General features: G+C 72.0%; 19 protein-coding genes and 3 pseudogenes. 8 read left to right on the plus strand and 14 right to left on the minus strand.

Translation table 11 applies throughout. The features are described from left to right. Positions 1 to 57: 57 nt before the first annotated feature. The 10 genes from WJ438_RS09025 to WJ438_RS09070 form a co-directional block, all read right to left on the minus strand. Positions 58 to 1452, minus strand: a complete 1395-nt coding sequence (locus WJ438_RS09025) for an 8-oxoguanine deaminase (protein ID WP_406724749.1) — start codon at positions 1450 to 1452, stop codon at positions 58 to 60. 18 nt (positions 1453 to 1470) lie between these two features. Then, positions 1471 to 2406, minus strand: a complete 936-nt coding sequence (pucL, locus tag WJ438_RS09030) for a factor-independent urate hydroxylase (RefSeq protein WP_406724750.1) — start codon at positions 2404 to 2406, stop codon at positions 1471 to 1473. Positions 2407 to 2410: 4 nt separating this feature from the next. Next, the gene (gene uraH / locus WJ438_RS09035) at positions 2411 to 2806 is read right to left on the minus strand and encodes a hydroxyisourate hydrolase (protein ID WP_406724751.1); all 396 of its coding nucleotides are present in this window, start codon (positions 2804 to 2806) and stop codon (positions 2411 to 2413) included. 7 nt (positions 2807 to 2813) lie between these two features. After that, entirely contained in the window at positions 2814 to 3323 is a 510-nt protein-coding gene (gene uraD, locus WJ438_RS09040; RefSeq protein ID WP_406724752.1) for a 2-oxo-4-hydroxy-4-carboxy-5-ureidoimidazoline decarboxylase, read from the minus strand. Between the two features lie 147 nt (positions 3324 to 3470). Then, positions 3471 to 3839 carry a helix-turn-helix domain-containing protein gene (locus tag WJ438_RS09045; protein WP_406724753.1) on the minus strand — a complete coding sequence of 123 codons (369 nt, stop codon included), beginning with the start codon at positions 3837 to 3839 and terminating at the stop codon, positions 3471 to 3473. After that, positions 3836 to 4087, minus strand: a complete 252-nt coding sequence (locus tag WJ438_RS09050) for a hypothetical protein (RefSeq protein WP_406724754.1) — start codon at positions 4085 to 4087, stop codon at positions 3836 to 3838. The genes WJ438_RS09045 and WJ438_RS09050 overlap by 4 nt, the downstream gene beginning before the upstream one ends. 38 nt (positions 4088 to 4125) lie before the next feature. Then, entirely contained in the window at positions 4126 to 4566 is a 441-nt protein-coding gene (locus tag WJ438_RS09055; protein WP_406724755.1) for an NUDIX domain-containing protein, read from the minus strand. Positions 4567 to 4842: 276 nt separating this feature from the next. Next, the gene (locus WJ438_RS09060) at positions 4843 to 5034 is read right to left on the minus strand and encodes a hypothetical protein (protein ID WP_406724756.1); all 192 of its coding nucleotides are present in this window, start codon (positions 5032 to 5034) and stop codon (positions 4843 to 4845) included. 501 nt (positions 5035 to 5535) lie between these two features. Further along, positions 5536 to 6066 carry a hypothetical protein gene (locus tag WJ438_RS09065; RefSeq protein ID WP_406724757.1) on the minus strand — a complete coding sequence of 177 codons (531 nt, stop codon included), beginning with the start codon at positions 6064 to 6066 and terminating at the stop codon, positions 5536 to 5538. A 136-nt stretch (positions 6067 to 6202) separates the two neighbouring features. Continuing rightward, a complete protein-coding gene (locus tag WJ438_RS09070) occupies positions 6203 to 6877 on the minus strand; it encodes a DEAD/DEAH box helicase (protein ID WP_406724758.1) in 675 nt (224 codons plus the stop codon). 243 nt (positions 6878 to 7120) lie between these two features. On the opposite strand from WJ438_RS09070, the gene WJ438_RS09075 reads away from it, so the two are divergent. The 7 genes from WJ438_RS09075 to WJ438_RS09105 all read left to right on the plus strand — a co-directional run bounded on the left by WJ438_RS09075 (position 7121) and on the right by WJ438_RS09105 (position 12821). Continuing rightward, positions 7121 to 7315, plus strand: a complete 195-nt coding sequence (locus WJ438_RS09075) for a DUF2795 domain-containing protein (protein WP_406724759.1) — start codon at positions 7121 to 7123, stop codon at positions 7313 to 7315. Positions 7316 to 7506: 191 nt separating this feature from the next. Next, complete coding sequence (locus tag WJ438_RS09080; RefSeq protein ID WP_406724760.1) at positions 7507 to 7920, plus strand: SRPBCC family protein; 414 nt, start codon at positions 7507 to 7509, stop codon at positions 7918 to 7920. A gap of 19 nt (positions 7921 to 7939) precedes the next feature. After that, positions 7940 to 8248: a hypothetical protein gene (locus WJ438_RS09085; protein WP_406724761.1), complete on the plus strand. Its 309-nt coding sequence runs from the start codon at positions 7940 to 7942 to the stop codon at positions 8246 to 8248. A 1203-nt stretch (positions 8249 to 9451) separates the two neighbouring features. Further along, entirely contained in the window at positions 9452 to 10309 is an 858-nt protein-coding gene (locus WJ438_RS09090; protein ID WP_406724762.1) for a TIM barrel protein, read from the plus strand. A gap of 46 nt (positions 10310 to 10355) precedes the next feature. Next, positions 10356 to 11249, plus strand: coding sequence for a 2-hydroxy-3-oxopropionate reductase (locus tag WJ438_RS09095; RefSeq protein WP_406724763.1), 894 nt, complete (start codon positions 10356 to 10358; stop codon positions 11247 to 11249). A gap of 444 nt (positions 11250 to 11693) precedes the next feature. Then, on the plus strand, positions 11694 to 11969 hold the full coding sequence (locus tag WJ438_RS09100; RefSeq protein ID WP_406724764.1) for a hypothetical protein: 276 nt from the start codon (positions 11694 to 11696) through the stop codon (positions 11967 to 11969). A gap of 207 nt (positions 11970 to 12176) precedes the next feature. Further along, a complete protein-coding gene (locus tag WJ438_RS09105; protein WP_406724765.1) occupies positions 12177 to 12821 on the plus strand; it encodes a TIGR04222 domain-containing membrane protein in 645 nt (214 codons plus the stop codon). Positions 12822 to 12854: 33 nt separating this feature from the next. On the opposite strand, the pseudogene gcl reads toward WJ438_RS09105, so the two are convergent. Next, positions 12855 to 14638 (minus strand): annotated as a pseudogene (gene gcl, locus WJ438_RS09110) (glyoxylate carboligase). Positions 14639 to 14901: 263 nt separating this feature from the next. Here gcl and WJ438_RS09115 point away from each other — a divergent pair. Continuing rightward, positions 14902 to 15677: pseudogene (locus tag WJ438_RS09115) on the plus strand (hypothetical protein). Between the two features lie 197 nt (positions 15678 to 15874). Here the strand turns inward: WJ438_RS09115 and WJ438_RS09120 are convergent. From WJ438_RS09120 to WJ438_RS09130, 3 genes and pseudogenes are all read right to left on the minus strand, one after another. Beyond that, complete coding sequence (locus tag WJ438_RS09120) at positions 15875 to 17545, minus strand: AMP-binding protein (protein WP_406724766.1); 1671 nt, start codon at positions 17543 to 17545, stop codon at positions 15875 to 15877. Positions 17546 to 17843: 298 nt separating this feature from the next. Continuing rightward, positions 17844 to 18604, minus strand: a pseudogene (locus WJ438_RS09125) (S1 family peptidase). 204 nt (positions 18605 to 18808) lie between these two features. After that, positions 18809 to 21661: an AAA family ATPase gene (locus tag WJ438_RS09130; RefSeq protein ID WP_406724767.1), complete on the minus strand. Its 2853-nt coding sequence runs from the start codon at positions 21659 to 21661 to the stop codon at positions 18809 to 18811. Between the last annotated feature and the right edge of the window lie 11 nt (positions 21662 to 21672).

The following is a 21672-nucleotide window of genomic DNA, read 5'->3' on the forward strand; positions in this document are numbered from 1 at the left end:
TGACGGCCGGTCAAATCGACGGGCGGGCGGAAGTCGTGCCGCCCGCCCGGTTGGTGGTCAGGCCTGGGCGGTGATCCGGGCCAGTCGCTGGGCCTGTGTGCGCGTGGAACGGGCGATCTCTTCCTCGTCGGCCGTGCGGAGTCGGCTGTCCTCCACGATCTGGCGGCCGTTCACGAAAGACGCGGTGACCGGGGCCGCCGCGCCGAGGACCAGCGCGGCCACCGGGTCGGCGATGGAGGCATGGGCGAGGGTGTCCATCCGCCACAGCACCAGGTCGGCGAGCTTGCCCGGCTCCAGCGAGCCGATCTCGGCGGCACGGCCCAGCACTCGGGCGCCACCGAAAGTACCCAGACGCAGTGCCTGACGAGTCGTCAGGGCCGCTTCCCGGTGCGGGCCGAGGCGGTTGACGAGCAGGGTGTTGCGCAGTTCGGTGTGCAGTTCGCCGGACTCGTTGGACGCCGTGCCGTCCACGCCGAGGCCGACCGGGACGCCGGCCGCCAGCAGGTCGGGGACGCGCGCGATACCCGCGGCGAGGCGGGCGTTGGAGGAGGGACAGTGGGCGACGCCCGTCCTCGTACGGGCGAAGGCGGCGATGTCGGAGTCGCTCATGTGGACGCAGTGGGCCATCCACACGTCCTCGCCGAGCCAGCCGGTGGACTCGAAGTAGTCGGTCGGGCCCATGCCGAACAACTCGTGGCAGAACTTCTCCTCCTCCACCGTCTCCGAACCGTGGGTGTGCAGGCGTACGCCGAGCCCGCGGGCCAACTCCGCTGCCTGCCTCATCAGTTCGGTGGAGACGGAGAAAGGGGAGCAGGGCGCCACGGCGACCTGGGTCATGGCGTCGAAGGAGGTGTCGTGGTGCTGCCGGACGGTCTCCTCGGTCGCGGCGAGGGCGTCCTGGAGCGTCTCGACGGCGAAGTCCGGGGGCAGTCCGCCGTCCTTCTCGCCGCGGTCCATGGAGCCGCGGGCGAGGGTGAAGCGTACGCCCATGTCGCGGGCGGCGCGGATGATGGTGCCGGACAGGTCGCCGGTGCCCCGCGGGAAGACGTAGTGGTGGTCCATCGCGGTGGTGACACCGCCGCGGGCCATCATCGCGAGGGAGCCCCGGGCCGCCGCGTCCACCATCGGCTCGTCGATGCGCGCCCAGGTCGGGTACAGCGCGACGAGCCAGTCGAACAGGTTGTGGTCGGTGGCCAGGCCCCGGGTGATCCACTGGTAGAAGTGGTGGTGGGTGCTGACCAGGCCGGGGGTCGCCAGATGCCCGGTGGCGTCGATGCGGCGGACGACGTTCTCCAGGCCCTCGGGCGCCCTGCCCGCGCCGAGGGACTCGATGCGGTGGCCGGCGAGGACGAGGTGCCCGGAGGGGTACTCGGCGTCCTGTGCGTCGACGGTCGCGATCGCGCAGTTCTCGATGACGACGCGTTCGGTGGCGCTGCGCTGGGCTGCTGCCATGGTTCGTCCCTTCTGCCCTCAGAGGTTGGTGAGGTCCGCCGGTATCAGCGCCTCGCAGCCGTCCCGCAGGATCGTGGCCTCTATCAGACCGTAGGGGCGGTCGGCGGCGAGGTAGACGGCACCGCCCTCGCTGTCGTTCTTGAGGCCGAAGGGTTCCAGGTCCACCTGGAAGTGGTGACTGTTGGGGAGGGAGAAGCGGACCTCGTCTATCTCGTCGCGGTTTTCGATGATCCGCGCGCCCATCTGGTACATCGTCTGCTGCAGGGAGAGGGAGTAGGTCTCGGCGAACGCCTGGAGCATGTGCTGCTTCGTCCGCTCGTAGGACGTCTCCCAGTCGGGCATCCGCTGCTCGTCGTCGGTCCAGTTGAACCGCCAGCGGGCGGCGACCGAGGTGGCGAGGATACGGTCGTGGGTCTCCTTCAGTGTCGTGTACTTGTCCTTGACGTAGCCCCAGAACTCGGAGTCGGTGGAGTTCAGCACCGTCAGGTCCTTCAGGCCCGAGACGACCTCCCACCGCTCGCCGTCGTAGGTGACCTGCGTCAGTCGGGTCTCCTGGCCCTTGCGGACGAAGGAGTGCTCGCCCTCGTGGGCGTCGGAGGTGGCGATCCGTTCCCAGGCGTACTCCTCGACGCGGATACGGGCCCGGTGGAGGGGCTCCTGCGAGGTGACGAAGTGCCGGGCGAGATGGATGCCGAACTGCTCGGCGGACTCGATGCCGTGCTCCTTGGCGAACGCGAACACGGTGTTCTTGGTGGTGTCGGTCGGCAGGACGTTGGCGTTGGAGCCGGAGTAGTGGACGTCCTCCATGTCGCCGGACAGGGCGATGGAGACGTTCAGATCCTTGATGTGGTGGGTGGCGCCGTTCCGCGTGATCCTGACGACTCGGTTCTCGGCCTTGCCGTACTGGTTCTGGCCCAGGACCACAGGGCGGGCAGGGCGGGACGTGTCGGTCATCTCGCTAGCTCCCTCGGTATACGGAGTAGCCGAACGGGTTGAGCAGCAGCGGTACGTGGTAGTGCTCGCCCGGTACGACGGCGAACGTGATCGCCACCTCCGGGAAGAACACTCCGGCACCGCTGTCCCGATTCGCGGGGGCGTCCTGCTGCGCCTCGGCCTGCCGGTCGGTGAAGTACGGCTCCACGGCGAAGTCGAGCCGTACGTGGGTGGTTCCCTCCGGCGGCGCCGGAAGGTCCTTGCACCGCCCGTCCTCGTCGGTCGCGGAGCCGCCGAGCGCCTGCCAGGGCGCCTCCCGGCCCGAGCGGGCGGAGAGGTGGACGGCGACGCCCCGGGCGGGGCGGCCGGCGCTGGTGTCCAGGATGTGCGTGGACACGGAGGCGGTGGTCTCGGTGCTCATCTCTGCGTCAGTCCCCGTCGACGAGTCGGGCCAGGCGGATGCGGTTGATCCTCCCCAGTTCGGTGCGGACGATCTCCCGCTCCCGCTCCGGCGTGTTGCCCATGCGCCCGGTCAGCGCGTCGCGCATCTGCTCGCCGGTCCGGCCGGTGGCGCAGATGAGGAACACATGGCCGAACCTCTCCTGGTAGGCCAGGTTCAGTTCGAGCATCTCCGCCTTGAGCCGGTCCGTCGCGAAGGCCATGCCGCTCTGCTCCCGCGTCGAGGCCGGGTCGCCGGGCCGGGGCCTGCCGATCGGCGGGTGCCCGGCCATCGCCTCCTGAAGGTCCGCCGCGCTCAGCCCGCCCATGGCGGCGTCGGAGGCGGCGTACAGGTCGTCGGCGGTGGCGTAGGGCCGGTCGGCGAGCAGTCGGCGGGCCCACGCCGTGGAGGCACATGCCTCGTGGAGGGCGGCCAGGGCCGCGGACTCCTCGAGTGCGTTGAAGCGGGCCAGGCCCGGCGGCGTGGAAGTGGACGTCACGGTGGCCTCCCCGGCCGCGAGCGGCCTTCGTGCTGAGCGGGCGTGCCGACAGCTAACGCCGCCACGGACCGACACGTCAACACTTTGTTGAAAAATAACGGCCGGCCACCCTGCCACGCAGCATCAGAAGCGGCTTGTACGCCCTGTTCAGGAGCCCTTCTCACGGTTGAGGTAGTTGTAGACGGTGAACCGGCTGACGCCGAGCGCGCTCGCCACGGTCTCCACGCCGTGCCGTACGGCGAAGGCGCCGCGCGCTTCCAGGCTCCGCACGATCTCCTGCTTGGTTCTGCGGTCCAGGTCGGCGAGGGGTCTGCCCTGCCGGCGCTCCAGGGCGGCGAGGATGCGATCGAGGGAGTCGGCGAGCTGGGGCAGGCGTACGGCGACGGCGTCGGCACCCTTCCAGGCGAGTACGACGTCGTCGGGGCCGGCCTCGTCGGGCGGGATCAGCTGCCCGCCCACCGCGTTGACGAGCGGTTTGACCGCCGCGATGAACGGCTCGTCCGTCGCGCCGCTCATTCCTCGCCCTCCGCGATCACGTTGACCTGGAGCGACACCCGGGTGGCGCCTGCCTCCAGGGACCGGCGCAGCAGGGCGTCGACGGCGGTGAGCATCGCGCCCGCGCCGCCCTCCGCGGTGTTCCCGAACGGCCCGACGTCCACCGAGTCCAGCCCGGCCGCCTCCACAACCTCCCGGGCCACCACCGCGTGCGCGGGCGCCTCGTCCAGGTCGAAGGGCTCGGTCGTGAACTCCACTCTCAACCGCATCGCGCCCCCATGACCTTGACTCTGACCAGCTTGTTCCCTCAGGCCTCCGGCTGAGAGGGCCCATTCGGGGCACATTCGAAGAGGTGGCTGTAGACGTTCAAGGTCATCGCAGCGTTGGTGTGCCCCGGTCGAGACACGACCTTAACGGACTCCCCTGCGGCGATCAGCAGGAACGCGTGAGCCTGCCGTAGGGCATGAGGTCCGAGGCCCCTGGGAAGCTTGGCCTTGGCGAGCGTTGGACGCTGGAAACCGAGCACGACCGGGGCTCCGAGGCAGGCGGCGACTTCTTCGGCGGCCTCCCGGGCCAGGGTTCGCCCCGGACTCTCGCCGGGCTCGGAACGACCGCCGGGCAGGCTGGCGTCCCGAACCGGTCCGGTGGGACGGCGATGCGGCCGTCGGCCAAGACCGCCGGCGGCGCGAGGGTGCCCGGCATGCGCGCGGCGCGGCGGCTGCTCATACGGCCGGCGCGGGCTCGGCACCGAAGGCAGTGACGGCCTGATCGTGCAACCCGGAGAACGTCTCCGGGCCGGCCTCGTACCCGGCAGTGCCGGCGCTGTTGAAGCGGCCCGGGGCCCACACCCGTCTGGTTGGCGATCACCAGCGTCACGGGGCGGTCGGAGGCGTCAACCGCCACGGCCGCGCTACCGCACCTGGGAGTTCTTCCGCGGACAGGAGAGTGGACCCGGAAAGTGCAGGTCGCCACCCCGCACACTCCCGATGACCTGTGCCGCAGTCGGATTTTGCCTGGCGTCTTGTCAGGTTCGTCCGGGCCCGACGAGCTGCAGGGCGAGTTCCGCGTAGCGATCGGCAAGCTCGTCAGGCGGCCATTCCCCTCCCGGGCGATACCAGCGCGCGATGTCGATGCCGAGCGACAGCAGCGCGGTGCTTGTCAGCCTCGGTCCGGCGACGTGGAACTCACCGACGGCGACGCCGCGGCCGACACCCACGACAGCCTTGGCCTGAGACCGAGGGACGCGTATTTCCCCAGGGGACACGAATCCCACACCAACCGTTCCAGGCCCCGGAGCCTGCACGCCGACAAGGTTTATGACCTGCCTGACCTGCGGCAACGGCTGCACAGTCGGGGCACTGGAGAGCCGGATGACCGGGAAACCGTCATGTCCGGTCCGGCGGGAGGCCGCGCGGAACAGGACTCACCCCACGGCGAGAACCTCACCGCGCGGCCGACCCAACCTCCTGGCTGACCGGCTATCGCCGCCCGTCACCCCGCTACGAGCGTCCCCGCGCAACGACCTGGCCTTCCTCGGCCTCGCCGCAGCCCTGTGCTGCTGCGAGCGCCTCCTCGGCCTGACCGTGTAGGACACGGTGTAAGCCTGCCGCCGGTCAGGTCCATTCGACCTCCCAGGGGCTGTGGCCTGCTGGGCGCCCGCCGCCCCGGGGCGGAAGTCGACGATCGGGGCAAGCGCGTCGACAGCCCTCCGATCGGCTCATCCACCCTCGGGCAGGTAGTAGGTCTGCCTCAGGTATGCAGCCATGTCCTCAAGCGCTTGGACATAACCGGCCCTGTACCGCGCGTCGGTGTCGGTACGTTCGCTCTCCGCCTTCGCCCACTGGTCCAGGTGCATCGCGATGTGCAGGTGGTTGCGGTACAGCGGGCCGTTTCCGCCGTTGAGTACCGCTCGCGCGCGCTTCTCGTCCCAGTCTTCGAGTGCGGTGGTGTCGAAGTTCAGCAGTTCGTCATTCGAAGGCTGCGTCTCGAGTCCCCAAGGCGCCTCCTGACGGGGGTCGGCCTTCCCCTCACCGTCCGGCTCGTGCCGGGCTCGCTCGGCGGCCTCGACACCCTCCAGTGGGTTGCCCGCCGTCGTGCCGTGCCCCGGCTGGTAGCCCTCCCTGGCGCTCGCCGTACCCGGCACGGACCGCTCCTGCGCCTGGCTCTCGGCGCCCGAGTGCGCCCCGGGCTCGTCGTGGCTGCGCGCCCGGTCGTAACGGTCCCCGCGGTGGTTCTTCTGGCCGGTCATGTCCGCCCTCCCATGCGTGGGAGCTTGCCGAGTCCCCTGGGAGGGACACCGCAAACGGCCACGCGGTCGCGGTGCCGACCGATCCCCACCCGGCCCGCGCACCACCGTGGGCAAGCCGTCCCGGGCGGCCAGCGCTTCAAGGGGCAGCGTGTCGCTCGGCAGGGAGACACACCGGGGGCCGAACGTACTTCGCCCTCCTTTCCCGTGGCGACGGCGTCGGCCTCTTCCAGTTGCGCACCGGTGTAGCGGCGGTCTCGGTCAGGGCCGGGACCGGTGGTCTCCCACGCGGCGCACCGCCCGATCCAGGCGCAGGTGGTCGGGCGGAAGTCGTGGCCCCACGGGGACACGCACCGCGCCTCGTCCCCCACGAACCGGGCGGGACCCACCTCGGCCAGTCGCTCCCCCACCTCGTCCTTGGCCAGCTGTTCCGGTGGCGGACACAGGAATGTGGCCTGGCCTCGACGCATCGCCCCCAGGCGGCCTCCTTACTCGCCGCGCCGAGGTCGCGGTTGACCGCGACGGCGGCAGGGGCGCGGTCGCCGTCCGGCAGGTCGGCGATCCGGTCCCGCTGGAGGGCCGGCAACGGCGACACCACCACGACCGGTGCGCACAGCGTCAGGGCGGGCACCCGGTAGACGGCGGACTTGCCGGCCCCGGTCGGCATGACGACGAGGGTGTCCTCGCCCTCCGGCAGCCGTTCCACGGCCGTGAGCTGCTCGGGCGGGAGGGTGTCCCAGCCGAACACGTCCACGGCGATCTCCCGCAGGCGCGTGGCCCGCCCCTGTTCCGTCCGTGGCCCTTCGCGCCCCACGGCCCGCTTCCTCGCTGCTCGTGCGGACGCGTGCGAGGGCCGCGCCCATGGCGCCGCCCTGAATACCCGCAGGACTGGCGGACGATGCTGCGGCACACTCGCCCACCGCGGGGCACGAGGAGGATGTGAAGGCGCTGGTCTGCCACCACGATGCCCGGCGGCGAGCGCTGATTGGCACGGCAGCCCGTCGGGTACCCGGCCTCCGGCGCAGGCCCCCGCGCCACGTACGGAACGGAGAACGCCATGGCAGAGATCAGCCCGATCGACCTGCAGAAGGCCCTGAAGGGAGCCGACTATCCGGCCAGCAGCGACGATCTCGTCTCGCTGGCCAGGAGCAACGGCGCGGACGACACCCTCGTCGAGAAGATCTCCCAGTCGGGAGCGAAGCAATTCGACGGACCCAACGACGTGCAGAAGGCCGTCTTCGGCAGCGACTAGGAAAGCCGTGACGTCCGTGCTCATCGCCTCGATCCAGCTTTTGCCGCTGGCTCAGCGCACGGCCCCCACCGACCGGTTCCCGGTCCTCTCCCGCGGTTGGCGCTCCATGGGCGAGCAAGAACCGCGGGGTTGTATCCGGGCGGGGCGGGCACCCGCTCCGCTGTACGCCCCCAGCCGAGGACGGTATCGCGATGACCGAGTACGAACGTTCGCGGACGATGCCCGCACAGCCCGAGCACGTCTTCGACCAGGCCGCCCATGTCGACCAACTGGAGACCTGGCTGCCGGAAGCGCTGCACGTGGACGTCGGGGACCTTCCTGCCGTCACCGTGCACGAGGACCGCACCGACGAGGACGTCTCCGCCCTGTTGCGCGCCCAGCGGGACCAGATGCGGCTCGAGTGGGGCACCCGCGACCAGGGCAGCTATGCCGGCTGGCTCCAGGTCGCCGGCATCGGTGGCGGAGCCAGTGAGGTGACGGTGCACCTGTCGTTCTTCGACGACAGCCACGACCCGGGCGAGGAAGCCGTCGGCGACGCCCTGGACACCAGCCTTCAGCGCCTGGAGGAGCAGGTGCGGCTGCGCGTCGACAACGCGGCCGGCTGACGGGCGGGCCGCGTACGACATGGCACGCGCCAAGCAGTACGCCGTCGCCGCGTCCGGACAGTGGACCGACGAGGAGGAGGACCGCCGCCGACTGCAGGCCGGCGAGGTCCATGCCTGGGAGCCGGGCCTGAACCAGACCGTCTGCGGGCTGTCCCTCAGCCGCTCCCGGCTGATCCGCTTCGCGCACATCGCCTGGCCCGACACCTTCCCGGAGTCCGGAGGCGCGGCGGACCGGGTGCGACGCCAGTGCCCGCGTTGCGCCTCGGTCGCCGGACGCCGTGGCGGTGACGCACGCCCGCGGTGGCACCGCTCCAACCCCCGGCCCTGAGCGCTGCTCGGCGGTACTGCCATGGCGGACGTATGCCGCCGAGGGGCCCTTGGAGTGGGTCGACGAGCCTGGAACCGGGCGGCGTTTCCGGTGGAGGCCGGCAGGCGTCCGCCGAGCCACGAATCCAAGTCGTCGCCCTCCGCTCGTCGACAGTTCGCTCGCCGTCCTCACCAAGGGGGACGCCTGGCTGCCCGACCGTCGGCGCCGTACCACCGCTCCGCTACGGCCGCGCCCGCATCGACTTCCTCCTGGACCACCACGCCCTCACGCCCCCGGACCTCCCCTTCGGCGGGGTCAAGCGCTCAGGTGTGGGGCGGGAACTCGCCAGGTACGGCATCAACGAGTTCGCCGACAAGAGGCTCGTCCGTGTCCCTCACTGAACAGAGGGAACCGACGCATTTCCTCGGCTGCGCCGTAGTCGCTGGCGGGTGGTCGAAAAGGCCGGTTGCCCACGGTGCCGGGCAGGCATTCGGCGCAGCACTGGAACTCAATTTCCGCGCCCTGCGGCACCGCCATCGCCTGGTGTTCACCGAAGCGACGGACCATCGCCCGGTCGCTGATGACCGCCCTGGTCAGCCAGAGCCGTGCAACAGACCACACCTTTCCCATTGGGCGTCAGAAATCTTGAGCGATGCCCTGACACCCTCGCCACTTCAAACGCTGCCGTGCCATAGATCCACAGGTCAGGCGCCCTTGCAGCAGGCTCAAGAATCGCCACGCACTCCACGTGACGCGTCATCGGGAACGGGTCGAAGGCGTCCGCGCGGAAGTGCCCGCACCAGGCCGTGAGGCCCTGACCTGGAATTGGGCGCCTGTCCCGGATCGGCCAGGCGTCCCTGGGTCGTTACGACCTGTGCCGAGTCGGACCGCTGCCGCATTGACCACAAGGCCTCCCTCGCCCACCTCCCCACAGGGCATATCCAGGGCACACGTACCTGGAAAACGCTGCGAAGCGACGAGAACGGGTGAGGGGCGTTCCTGCAGGTCAGCACGAGTAAGTGTGCGTTACCGCAGGCCAGAGCCGCGCCGCGGGACTCCGCCCTCACTCGTACGCGCTCAACCTAACCGTTCCCTCGAGCCGTCCGGCACCTCTCGCGCGCCCCCTCTTGACAGCCCTTGAAGCTTACGGGCAGTCTTCCGGTAAGCAGAAACTGCATTCCGTAATGCGAAATAGGAAATCGGGAGGAAGGGAGCGCGGCCCAGATGCCAGGTGCCGAGTGGAGTACTGCCGCAGACCAGCGCTTCAACGTCAATCTGTCGATCCTCTTCACCGAACTCCCGCTCCTGGAGCGCCCCGCGGCAGCCGCCGCGGCCGGCTTCACCGCGGTCGAGCTGTGGTGGCCCTGGGTCGCCTCGCCCACACCCGAGCGGTCCGGACTCGACGCCCTGAGGAAGGCGATCGAGGACGCGGGCGTCCGGCTCACGGGCCTGAACTTCTACGCCGGGCAGCTCCCCGGCCCGGACCGCGGCGCCCTGTCGGTCCCGGGCGAGGAGTCGGAGCGGTTCCGCGCCAACGTCGAGGTCGCCGCGGTCTTCGCCGAGTCCCTCGGCTGTACGGCCCTCAACGCGCTGTACGGCAACCGCGTCGACGGCGTGGATCCCGCCGAGCAGGACGCGCTCGCCCTGGAGAACCTCGTCCTCGCCGCCCGCGCGGCCCACCGGATCGGCGCGATCCTGCTGATCGAGGCGTTGAACCGGCCCGAGTCCCCGCGGTACCCGCTGGTGTCGGCGCCGGCCGCGGTGAAGGTCGTCGACGAGGTGAACGCGGCCACGGGGCTGGACAACGCCCGGTTCCTGATGGACCTGTACCACCTGGCCATGAACGGCGAGGACCTGCCGGCGGTGATCGAACGGTACGCCGCGCGGACCGGCCATGTGCAGATCGCCGACAGCCCCGGCCGCGGCGCTCCCGGCACCGGCTCGCTCCCGCTGGCGGACCTCCTCGGACGGCTGCGGAAGGCGGGCTACACGGGCTGGGTCGGCCTGGAGTACAAGCCCGGCGACCGGCCGAGCGCCGAGGCCTTCGACTGGCTGCCGGCCGAGGCCCGTACTCCCCGCTGAGCAGCGGACGCCCGCGGACACCGCAGAGCGAAAGAGAGGCACCCGCATGAGCACCGGCCTTCCCAAGGTCTCCTGGATCGGCCTCGGCATCATGGGCTCCCCCATGTCCGAGAACCTGATCAAGGCGGGCTACGACGTCACCGGCTACACCCTGGAGCAGGAGAAGCTGGACCGGTTGGTCGCCGCGGGCGGCACGGCCGCCTCCTCCGTCGCCGAAGCGGTCCGCGACGCGGACGTGATCATCACCATGGTTCCCGCGTCCCCGCAGGTGGAGGCGGTCGCCTACGGGCCCGACGGCATCCTGGAGAACGCCCGGTCCGGCGCCCTGCTGATCGACATGTCCACGATCACCCCACAGACCTCGGTCGACCTGGCCGCCGCCGCGAAGGACAAGGGCATCCGGGTGCTCGACGCCCCGGTGTCCGGCGGCGAGGCGGGCGCCGTCGAGGCGGTGCTGTCCCTCATGGTCGGCGGCGACCAGGCCGACTTCGACCGGGCGAAGCCGCTCTTCGACGTGCTCGGCAGGACGATCGCGCGGTGCGGACCGCACGGCTCCGGGCAGACCGTGAAGGCCGCCAACCAGCTGATCGTCGCCGTCAACATCCAGGCGTGCGCCGAGGCCGTGGTCTTCCTGGAGAAGTCCGGCGTGGACCTGGCGGCCGCGTTGGACGTCCTGAACGGCGGTCTCGCCGGCTCGACCGTGTTGACCCGCAAGAAGGGCAACTTCCTCGCCCGCGACTTCAAGCCCGGCTTCCGCATCGACCTGCACCACAAGGACATGGGCATCGTCACCGACGCCGCCCGCACCGTCGGAGCGGCCCTGCCCGTCGGCGCGGTGGTCGCGCAACTGGTCGCGAGCCTGCGCGCGCAGGGCGACGGCGGCTTGGACCACTCCGCGCTGCTGCGCGCGGTGGAGCGGCTGTCCGGCGCCGAGGTCTGACGCCGGTCCGACGCCTCTCAGCACCCGGAGTCCACCCCGCCCGAACGGACCAGCTCGGCTGAGCCCGCCTCGGCCCGGCTCGACGACAGGAGAACCGGAACAGGCTCGCGTACGGCCCCCGACGGGAGGTCGAGGCCGTACGCGCGGCCCGCGGCGGAGACCGCGCGCGGTCCGGACGAAGGGTGACCGCGCGGACCCCGCGGGCGGGGCGGGGGCGCCGCGGCGGCGTGCGAGCCAGTGCGGTGGCGAAGGCCACCGGGCCCCTCCTTCGGCCTGAAGGGGAGGAGCACCCGGTGCCGTCGCACCCGCCGCGGTCCCGAGCCCGACTCACCGACCCCGTCCGGCGGCGCGAACGTACCGTCGTGCCCGACCTCGCGCCGCCGGACGGCCACACCTCCCAGCGCCCGGGGTGCGGATCCGCCCGGCGGGCAGGAGCCTGGGGGCATGGCACCTCCCACGGAGCAACCGCACATCGTGGTGCATCCGCCTGCCCTGGACGGCTCGCGGCGGGTGACCTCGGGCGACGAGACGCTGGGCGTCGCCTCGCACGTCGACGACGTCCGCGAGATCCTGCGGCTGGCGGACCACGGGGGTACCTCCCTGCTCGAGCTGATTCGAGAGCTCGGGGGAGTCACCGACGTCGAGGAGGCCGACCTCATCGAGTGGCAGGGCGGCGGCCCCGACAACTGGCCGGGCCTGTCGGAGCACCACGAGGCCTGAGCCCGCGTGCCACGTCCGCGGACAAGGACCGCACGACCGTACTCGGTTCATCAGGCCTACGGCAGTGGCCGTAGCCCGCCTACGGCACCCTCAAATCAAGCTCTGAACCGAGCCCCGGACGCTTCGAGCCCCCCTGTCGACGGGCACACATACCTCGTACGTGGGGCCTGCCGGCACGGGGGCGGCGGGCCCCGCTTCGGGGGAGCCATGGGCGACAGCACCGACAGCACCGATGTCCGCCGGACGCCGGACGAGATCGCGCTGCTGCGCGGCGGCCCGCGTGCCGCGGTCACCGTCACCGTCGTCGCCCTGCATCTGCGGGGCGCCGTCGAAGCGGGGCCGCCGGGCACCGTGCGGGCCGCCGCGCACGATTCGGCTCCGGCGGAGGATGCCGGAAGCCCGGACCGGACTCGGGTCCTGGAGCGCGCCGTGCACGGTGCCCTCGAAGAGCCCGCCGGGCTGCGGGAGTTGGTTCGGCATCCGGATGTCCGCTGGGCGGTGGCCGAGGTACGCGTCGGCCTCACGGAGGCAGGGCTGCTGCGCCACCCGCTGCTCGGCCCGACCCGTGCCGCCCGCCGCCAGGTGCGGGGCCTGCGGGAACGGCATCCGCTCCCGGCCGACCGGCACGGCCTCACCCAGCACGACAAACTGCTGGCCGTCGCGCTGCACGGGGAGCCGGCCCTGCGGGTGTTCGTGCCACGCTTCGCCCTCCGCGCGGGGCTGATCGCCCGGGTCGAGATCGGGAGCAAGAGCATGCTCCGGCCTTCCCGGGGCTCCGGGACCTACGGCGGCTCCGGCGGCAGCCACTACTGCGGAGGCGGTGGCGGTTGTGGCGGAGGGGGCGGGGGCTGAGGACGGCCGGGACCGTCCCTCACCCCTCCTCCGTCAGGCCTTCAGCGTCCTGATCGACGTCGGGGCGTGCCACGGCTCCGTCGCGAGTTCCTCGAACTCGACGACGTCGCTTATGTCGTTGGTGGTCGACATGGAGATGTCGGTGACGCGCTCCAGGATCACCTCGACGACCACCGGGACCCTGAATTCCGCGGCGAGCTTCTTGGCCTCCTCCAGTGCCGGGCCCAGCTCGCCGGGTTCGGTCACCCGGATCGCCTTGCAGCCGAGGCCCTCGGCGACCCGGACGTGGTCGACGCCGTAGACGCCCAGTTCGGGCGCGTTGATGTTCTCGAACTCCAGGCTGACCTGGAAGTCGATGTCGAACGCCCGCTGCGCCTGCCGGATCAGGCCCAAGTAGGAGTTGTTGACCAGGACATGGATGTACGGGATCTTGTGCTGCGCCCCGACCGCCAGCTCTTCGAGCATGAACTGGAAGTCGTAGTCGCCGGACAGGGCGACGACCTGCGCCCCGGGGTCGGCCTTGGCCACGCCGAGCGCCGCCGGGACGGTCCAGCCGAGGGGCCGGCCTGGCCGCAGTTGATCCAGTGCCGGGGCCGGTGGACGTGCAGCATCTGGGCGCCGGCGATCTGCGAGAGGCCGATCGACGAGACGTACCGCGTCTCGGGGCCGAAGGCCCTGTTCATCTCCTCGTAGACGCGTTGCGGCTTGATCGGGACGTCGTCGAAGTGCGTACGGCGCTGGAGGGTGGCCCGCTTCTCCTGTGCCGCCGCCGCCCAGGCGGAGCGGTCGGGCAGCCCTCCCCCTGCCCTGAGTTCCGTCGCGACCTGGACGAACAGCTCCAGCGCGGCGCGCGCGTCGGAGGCGATGCCGTAGTCGGGGGCGAAGATCCGGCCGATCTGGGTGGGTTCGATGTCGACGTGGACGAACGTCCGGCCGGCCATGTAGACGTCGAGCCGGCCGGTGTGGCGGTTGGCCCAGCGGTTGCCGATGCCGAGGACGAAGTCGGACTCCAGGAAGGTCGCGTTGCCGTAGCGGTGCGAGGTCTGCAGGCCGACCATGCCGGCGTTCAGCTCGTGGTCGTCGGGGAGGACGCCCCAGCCCATCAGGGTCGGCACGACCGGTGTGCCGGTCAACTCGGCCAACTCGACGAGAAGTTCTGCGGCGTCGGCGCCCAGGACGCCGCCGCCCGCGACGATCAGGGGGCGCTCGGCGGCGTTCAGCATGCCGAGCGCCTTCTCGATCTGGGCGCGGCTCGCGGCGGGCTGGTAGACGGGGAGCGGCTCGTACGTCCCGGGGTCGAACTCGATCTCCGTCTGCTGCACGTCGATCGGCAGGTCGATCAGGACCGGGCCCGGCCGGCCGGAGCGCATGAGGTGGAAGGCCTGCTGGAAGACGCCGGGGACCTGCGCGGCCTCCAGGACGGTCACCGCCATCTTGGTGACCGGCCCCGCGATGGCGGCGATGTCGACGGCCTGGAAGTCCTCCTTGTGGATCACCGCGGTCGGGGCCTGGCCCGTGATGCACAGGATCGGAATGGAGTCGCCGGTCGCGGAGTACAGCCCGGTGATCATGTCGGTGCCGGCCGGACCGGAAGTGCCGACGCAGACCCCGATGTTGCCCGGGCGGGTGCGGGTGTAGCCCTCGGCCATGTGCGAGGCACCCTCGACATGGCGGGCAAGGGTGTGGGTGATGCCGCCGGAGGCCTTGAGCGCCGCGTAGAAGGGGTTGATCGCCGCGCCGGGGACACCGAACGCGTCGGTGACGCCCTCACGCTTGAGGATCTCAACTGCCGCGCGGGCAGCGGTCATTCGAGCCATGGAACACTCCTGATTCGACTGTCGGATTCGCACTCCCGTCGCGCCCCGCGGTGATCCTATTTCGCATTGCGGAAAATGAATTCTACTATCTGGAATGAATGTAGGTGGGTGGGTGAAGGCCGTCAAGAGAGCGGCGCGACGGCGCCAAGAGGCGGCCCGAGGGCCGTCCGGGAGTGGCAACCGCCGGACAGGACGGGCGCGCGGGAGGACGAGGGGGACGCCGACCTGAGGTGAAGTCGTCCAGGAACGGGAGTGGGTGGGCCATGCCCGAGAGCGTGTCCGTGTCCGTGCGCTGTCCGGCCTGTCGCAGCGCGCACCGTTACACGCTGCGCGTGCGGTGCGCCCGTCGCCCTGCCGCCGGGCCCTGCCGCCGGGCCCTGCCGCCGGCCAGGAACGCGGTGCCCACACCGGTCGTCCATCGCGTCCGGCAGGGCGACTGGATCACCGTACGCTGCGGCGGCTGCGGACGGCCCGGCGAGTGGCCGCGGCCGGAGCTCGGATGCCCGTGCGGGACGGTGCTGCGGATCCCGCTGGCCGCCCGGGGCGCCCCGTCCGGCCCCGACACCACGCCCGCCTCCGATGACACACCCGCACCGAACGCCACGCCCCGCCCGAACGGCACACCCGCACCCGGCCCCCGGGACACCGGCTCCGCTCCACGCCACGCCCTCCGTTCCGTGCCGATCCGCAGCGCCCGCGACGCGGTCACCGCCACCGTGCTGTATCTGCGGCGGCTCGGCCACGGGGACATCCGCCGCGCCGACCGGCGCCCCCGTCCGGCATCGGGCCGGCCGACCGGGGTGTCGTCGTCCTCCTCGACCCGTCCGCGCGTCGGGCGACACCGCGGGACGTGGAGTGCCTGCGGCTGACCGCCATGACGGAGTCCGCCCGGTGCCTGTACTCCTTCCTCGCCGGTTACACCCCGGACGCCCGGGACCGCGCCGACCGCCTCGGCGTCCCGCTGTTCCTGCTCGACCTCACCGGCACCCCGCAGCCGGTGAACGACCCGGCCGACGCCCTGGACGCCACCCGGACCTGAGAGCCCGACCCGGAGAACCGGCGACGCGCCCGCCGCCCCCGTCCGACACTCGGCACATGCGCATCCGCCCCGCCGCCCCCGACGAGCTGCCCGCCCTCCAGGACATCGAACGGGCCGCCGGCGCCCTGGGCGCGGCGGAGATCACCGACGACGAACCACCCGCCCTGGACACCCTCGAGCACCACCGTCGGGCGAGGTCACCGGAAGTCCTCCTCGCGGTACTCGGCGTCGGAACCCGCCGCCGTGGCCTCGCGCAGCTCGATGCGGCGGATCTTGCCGGAGACGGTCTTGGGCAGCTCGCCGAACTCCAGCCTGCGGATCCACTTGTAGGGGGCGAGCACCTTGCGGGAGTGCTCGAAGAGCTCCTTGGCGGTGTCCGGGCCGGGCTGCCTGCCCTCCGCAAGCACGATGTACGCCTTGGGCACGGCCAGGCGCAGCTCGTCCGGGGCGGGCACGACGGCCGCCTCGGCGACCGCCTCGTGTTCCAGCAGGGCGCTCTCCAGCTCGAACGGACTGATCTTGTAGTCACTCGCCTTGAAGACGTCATCCGCCCGCCCGATATACGTGATGTATCCGTCTTCGTCCCGCGCGCCGATGTCACCGGTGCGGTAGTAGCCGCCGGCCATGACCTCCGCGGTGCGGTCGGGGTCGCCGTGGTAGCCGGCCATCAGGCCCACCGGACGGTGCGACAGGTCGAGCGCGATCTCGCCCTCGGTGGCGGGCGCGCCGGAGACCGGGTCGAGGAGTGCGACGCGGTAGCCGGGGCTGGGGCGGCCCATGGAGCCCGTCTTGAGGGGTTGGCCCGGGCTGTTGGAGATCTGGACGGCGGTCTCGGTCTGTCCGAAGCCGTCGCGGATCGTCACGTTCCAGGCACGCCGGATCTGCTCGATGACCTCGGGGTTGAGCGGCTCACCGGCGGCGACGATCTCGCGCGGCGGGGTGCGCAACTGGGTGAGGTCGGCCTGGATGAGCATGCGCCACACGGTCGGCGGCGCGCAGAAGGTGGTGACGCCGGCGCGGTCCATCTCGGTCATCAGCCGGACGGCGTCGAAACGTGCGTAATTGTGCAGGAAGACGGTCGCCTCGGCGTTCCACGGGGCGAAGAGATTGGACCAGGCGTGCTTGGCCCAGCCGGGTGAGGAGATGTTCAGGTGCACGTCGCCGGGTTTCAGCCCGATCCAGTACATGGTGGCCAGGTGCCCGATGGGGTATGTGGTGTGGGTGTGCTCGACGAGCTTGGGCCGGGCCGTGGTGCCCGAGGTGAAGTAGAGCATCAGCGGGTCGTCGGCGAGGGTGGGCCCGTCGGGCGCGAAGTGCTCGGCGGCGCCGTAGGCGTCCTCGTACGGCAGCCAGGCGTCGCCCGCTCCCGCGCCGACCGCGACACGGGTGTAGTCGCCGGGCACCTCGTCGAACTTCGCCGTGTCTGCGGCACGTGCGATCACGTGCCGGACGCGGCCCCGGTCGACGCGGTCGCGCAGGTCGGCGGGGCCGAGCAGCGGGGTGGCGGGGATGACCACGGCGCGCAGTTTCATCGCGGCGAGCGCGGTCTCCCAGAGTTCGGCCTGGTTGCCGAGCATGACCAGCACCCGGTCCTCGGCGCGTACGCCCTGCTGGCGCAGCCAGTTCGCGGCCTGGTCGGAGCGGCGTGCCAGCTCGGCGAAGGACAGCCTGGTCTGCTCACCGTCCTCCTCGACGAGGTGCAGCGCGGTGCGGTCGTTGCCGTCCGCGATCACGTCGAACCAGTCGAGCGCCCAGTTGAACCGCTCGGGGCGCGGCCAGCGGAACCCCTCGTAGGCGGTGGCGTAGTCGTCGCGGTGTTCCAGCAGGAAGTCCCGGGCCCTGCGGAACTCTTCCGTCGCCGTCGTCATCTGTCCTCCTCGGTGCCGCATCGTGCCGAGCGGCTCTCCCCCATCGTGTAATCCGTGACGCAAGTCTCACTACCCCCGAACGGGGGGTGGGCACGCGGGAGCCGCGACGAAATGGGCTGTTCCGAGGGACCCCCCAGGTCACCGTGGGCAGAAGCCGACCGCGATCCTCGGTGGCGTGCGGCCGTGACGAAGGCATGGAAAGGGGGCGTTGCGGGCTGCTCGTGGAAGCTCGCAACGCCCCCTGGCAATCACCTGAGGGTTACTCAGGAACTCGGGTGCCTCACATCGACCCGTGGGACTACGGGTCGATGTGGGCCGTGACCTCCCCGGAGAAGGCGGTCAACCGGGTGTGCACACCCGGGGATCCGGCCGCCGCGCAGCCGGCGCCCCAGGAGGTGATGCCCGCGAGCCTGCCGCCGATGAGCAGCGGGCCTCCGCTGTCGCCCTGGCAGGTGTCCACGCCGCCGGAGGAGTAGCCGGCGCACACCATGTCGCTCTGGACGAACCGGGATCCGTACGAACTGCCGCAGCTCGCGTCGGACCCGGTCGGTACGGTCGCGGTGCGCAACCGGTGGGAGGAGCTGCCGCCCGAGGAGGTGGTGCCCCGGCCCAGGATGCGGGCGGTGGTGCCGGCCGTGTACACCGAGGTGTCCGAGGAGGAGACGTACCCCGCCGTGGAGTACGGCATCGACCTCGACAGGGTCAGCACCGCGACGTCGTCGCCGCGGGTGGCGCTCCGGTGGTCCGGGCTGATCCAGATCCCGCTGACTTTCGCCACCGTACCGTCGGCGCCGTTCAGGTAGGTGCGCTCGCCGACCACGCGCACACTGCCGGCGGTCTCGCCGACCAGGCAGTGGGCGGCCGTGACCACCTTCGCGGGCGTGACCAGGGTGCCGCCGCAGAACTGGTTCTGCGAGGCGTCGGTGATCTGCACGACGAACGGGTACGCGGACGTCGTGGTCGTGGTGCCGCCGGCGATCGGCTGGGGGAGGCGGCGGAGGAGGGAGCGGTGAGCAGTGCGGTCGCGGCGGCCTTCTTGGCGAGGGTGAGCCCGGACATCGGTCTCCTCATCGTTGCCGGTGGGGGTCGCACGGGGTGGGGGGTTCGAGCACGAGGACCGGGCTACCGGTCTCCGTGTGCCCGGCGAGCGGCACGGATTACGCTACGAGTGGGAGCGTGAGCCCCCAATGAGGGAAGCCCCTACAGGAGTCGGACAGGGAAAACCCTCGGTCGCCGGCGCCCCGGATTCCCCGCCCGCCCCGGTTACTTCGTGCGGCGGCCCGCCGCCAGCCGGACGATGTCCACCCGCGACCGGATGCCCAGTTTCCGGTACACCCGGGTGAGGGTCGCCTCGACGGTCTTCACGCTGATGAACAGCCTGGCGATCTCCCGGTTGGTGGCCCCCTCCATCACCAGTGAGGCGACCTGCCGTTCCATCGAGGCGAGGCCGTCCAGCGCGGCCGGGGAGGCCGCGGGCGCGGTCTCCGGTTCCACCGGACCGGCGGCCACGGCCGCGTCCACCTGGCGCAGCCAGGGCAGCGCGCGGCAGCGCCGGAACAGCCGCGCGGCCTCGTCGTACGGGGCCGGACCCGGGCCCCGGGCACGCAGCCGGGCCAGCACGAACGCGGCCCGCGCCTCCTCCAGGCCGAGGCCCAGCCTGGCGAACCGGTCCTGCGCCGACGTCAACTGCGCCCGTGCGGCCTCGTGTTCGCCACGCGCCGCGCGTACCAGCGCCTCAGCGCGGTCGAGCACGGCCAGCACGCTCGAGCGGTCCAGACGCTGCGCGTGCGCCCGCGTGACGTTGATGAGTTCCTGTGCTTCGCCGGGTTCACCGATCCGCACCAGCGCCTCGGCGAGGTCGCCGTGCCAGCGGCCACGCGCCGGGTCGTTGATGCCCATGCCGTGCTCCAACTCCCGCACCCGGCGCAGCGACCGGACCGCGGCCGCGGCGTCCCCGGCGACCAACTGGGCGTAGCCCAGGGCGGCCAGGGCGAGGGAGAGGTACAACTGGTCGCCGTCCACCTCGGCGTGGTCCGCGGCCTCCCGGGCCAGTGCGAGCGCCCGGTCCACGTCCCCGCCGGAGGCCTCCGCGAGGGAGGCGAGCATGGCCGAGGCGCTCTCGCCGATCCCCGAGTCCCGGGCCAGCCGCAGGCTTTCGCGGGTCAGGTCCAGGGCCCGGCCGCAGTGCCCGGAACGCAGTTCGGTGTCGGCGAGCAGACGCAGGAAGTGCACCTCGCTCTCGACCATGCCGCGCCGCCGGGCCTCGCGCAGCAGCCCGGTGATGCTCCTACGGGCCTCGGGGAGCTGGTCGCTCATGAGCAGCCAGCGGAATCTGGCCGACGCGGCGCCGTTGTGGTGGCAGGCCACATCGGGGTCCTGGGGTTCCTGCAGGGCCCGCTCGATGGTGGCGGGCGCGTCCGGGTGGCCCATCAGGGTCTCGGTGGAGGACTGGAAGGCGAGCGCCATCAGCTCCGTACGCCGGTCCCCGCCGCGTGCGGCCAGCTCCGCGGCGTGCGCGGTCTCCTGCCGGGCCTTGACGAAGTCGCCGTCCACCACCACCTCCCGCCAGGCCAGCTGGTAGTGGACCAGGGCGAGCAGCCGCGGGTCGTCGCCGGCGTCCGCCAGCACCTGCGGGTAGACCGCGTCGACCTCGCCGAGCGCCTGCCCGGCCGCCTCGATGACCACCATCCACGCCCGCACCCGCTCCGCGGGCACCGTGGCCCGGGTCAGCACCTCGCGCGCGATGTCCCGGGCGAGATCCACCTCACCGGCGGTGATGGCGTCCTCGGCGGCCTGCAACCGCCGTTCGTCCGGCCCCGGCACGCCGCGGCCCGGCTCGGTGCCGGCCGGTGCGCCGTCGGCCGGCGGGTCCACCGGGGTGTGGCGGGCGGCCAGCAGCCCCAGCGAGGCCGCGACCGAGGGCGCCCCCCGGTCCCGGGCCAGCGCGGCGGCCTCGGCGAGCCGGGCCGCCACCTCCGGATCGGTGCCGGTCGTGGCCAGGGCCAGATGCCGGGCCCGCTCGATGGGGTCGGAGGCCGCCGTGGACAGCGCGGCGTGCGCGGCCCGCCGCTCGTGCGCCGGGGCCTCCGCGTACAGCGCGGCCGAGATCAGCGGATGCGCGAAACGCAGGGCCGGCTCCTCCGGGTCCGTCGCCAGCAGCCCCAGCGCGGCGGCCTGGGCCGTCTCCTCCTCGGCGTGGTCCCGGCCGGCCGCGTGCAGCAGCGCCGGCGTGGGGCGGGCGCCGGCGCTGGCCACCAGCAGGGTGCGGCGTGCCTCGTCCGACAGCATCTCCAGCCGGCTGAGCACCAGGGCCCGCAGCGAGGTCGGCACCGGAAGCGGCTCACCGGGCCGGGGGCGGGTCGGGCTCTCGGCCAGGGCGCGGCCCAGTTCGAGCGCGAAGAGCGGGTTGCCGCCGCTGGTGCGGTGGATGTCACGGACGGTGGTACGGGACAGGCCCGTGTAGCCGCGGTGGTCGAGCAGCGTGGACACCTGGACGCGGGAGAACGGGCCCAGCCGCACCACGCGCGTGTCCGGTGGGCAGGCCCGCAGATGACGGTCGTACTCCTCCTGGCCCTCCGTACGCACCGCGCACAGCATCTGCACGGGGGTGTCGCCGAGGCGTCGCGCGGCGAACCCGAGAAGTTCCGCGCTGGCCGAGTCCAGCCACTGCAGATCGTCGGCGACGACCAGGACGGGTCCCTCGGCGGCGAGCGCCCGCAGGGTGGACAGCACCGCCAGGCGCAGCGCGAGACCGTCCCGCTGGAGGGTCGACTCGCCACGGCCGGTGAGCGCCGACTCCAGGGCGGTGCGCTGAGCGGCGGGCAGCGCACCGGAGACCCGGTCCAGCACCAGACCGAACAGGTCGGCCAGCGCCAGGAACGGAAGATGGGATTCGGACTCGGTGGCCGAGCAGCGCAACACCGTGGGCGCCGCGCGGGCGTTTTCCGCCGCAAGTGCCCGCAGCACGGTCGACTTTCCTATTCCGGCGGGCCCGTGGAGCAGCACACTGCCCCCTCGGGCGAGCTGCTCGCGCGCGTCGGCGAACGGTTCCTCCCGGCCGATGACCAGGTCGGGGCGGCACCTGGCAGGCTCCTTGAAGTCCCGTCGCACGGTCACCGCTCCTCTCC

Source organism: Streptomyces sp. GD-15H (assembly GCF_045291515.1).
Lineage (GTDB): Bacteria > Actinomycetota > Actinomycetes > Streptomycetales > Streptomycetaceae > Streptomyces.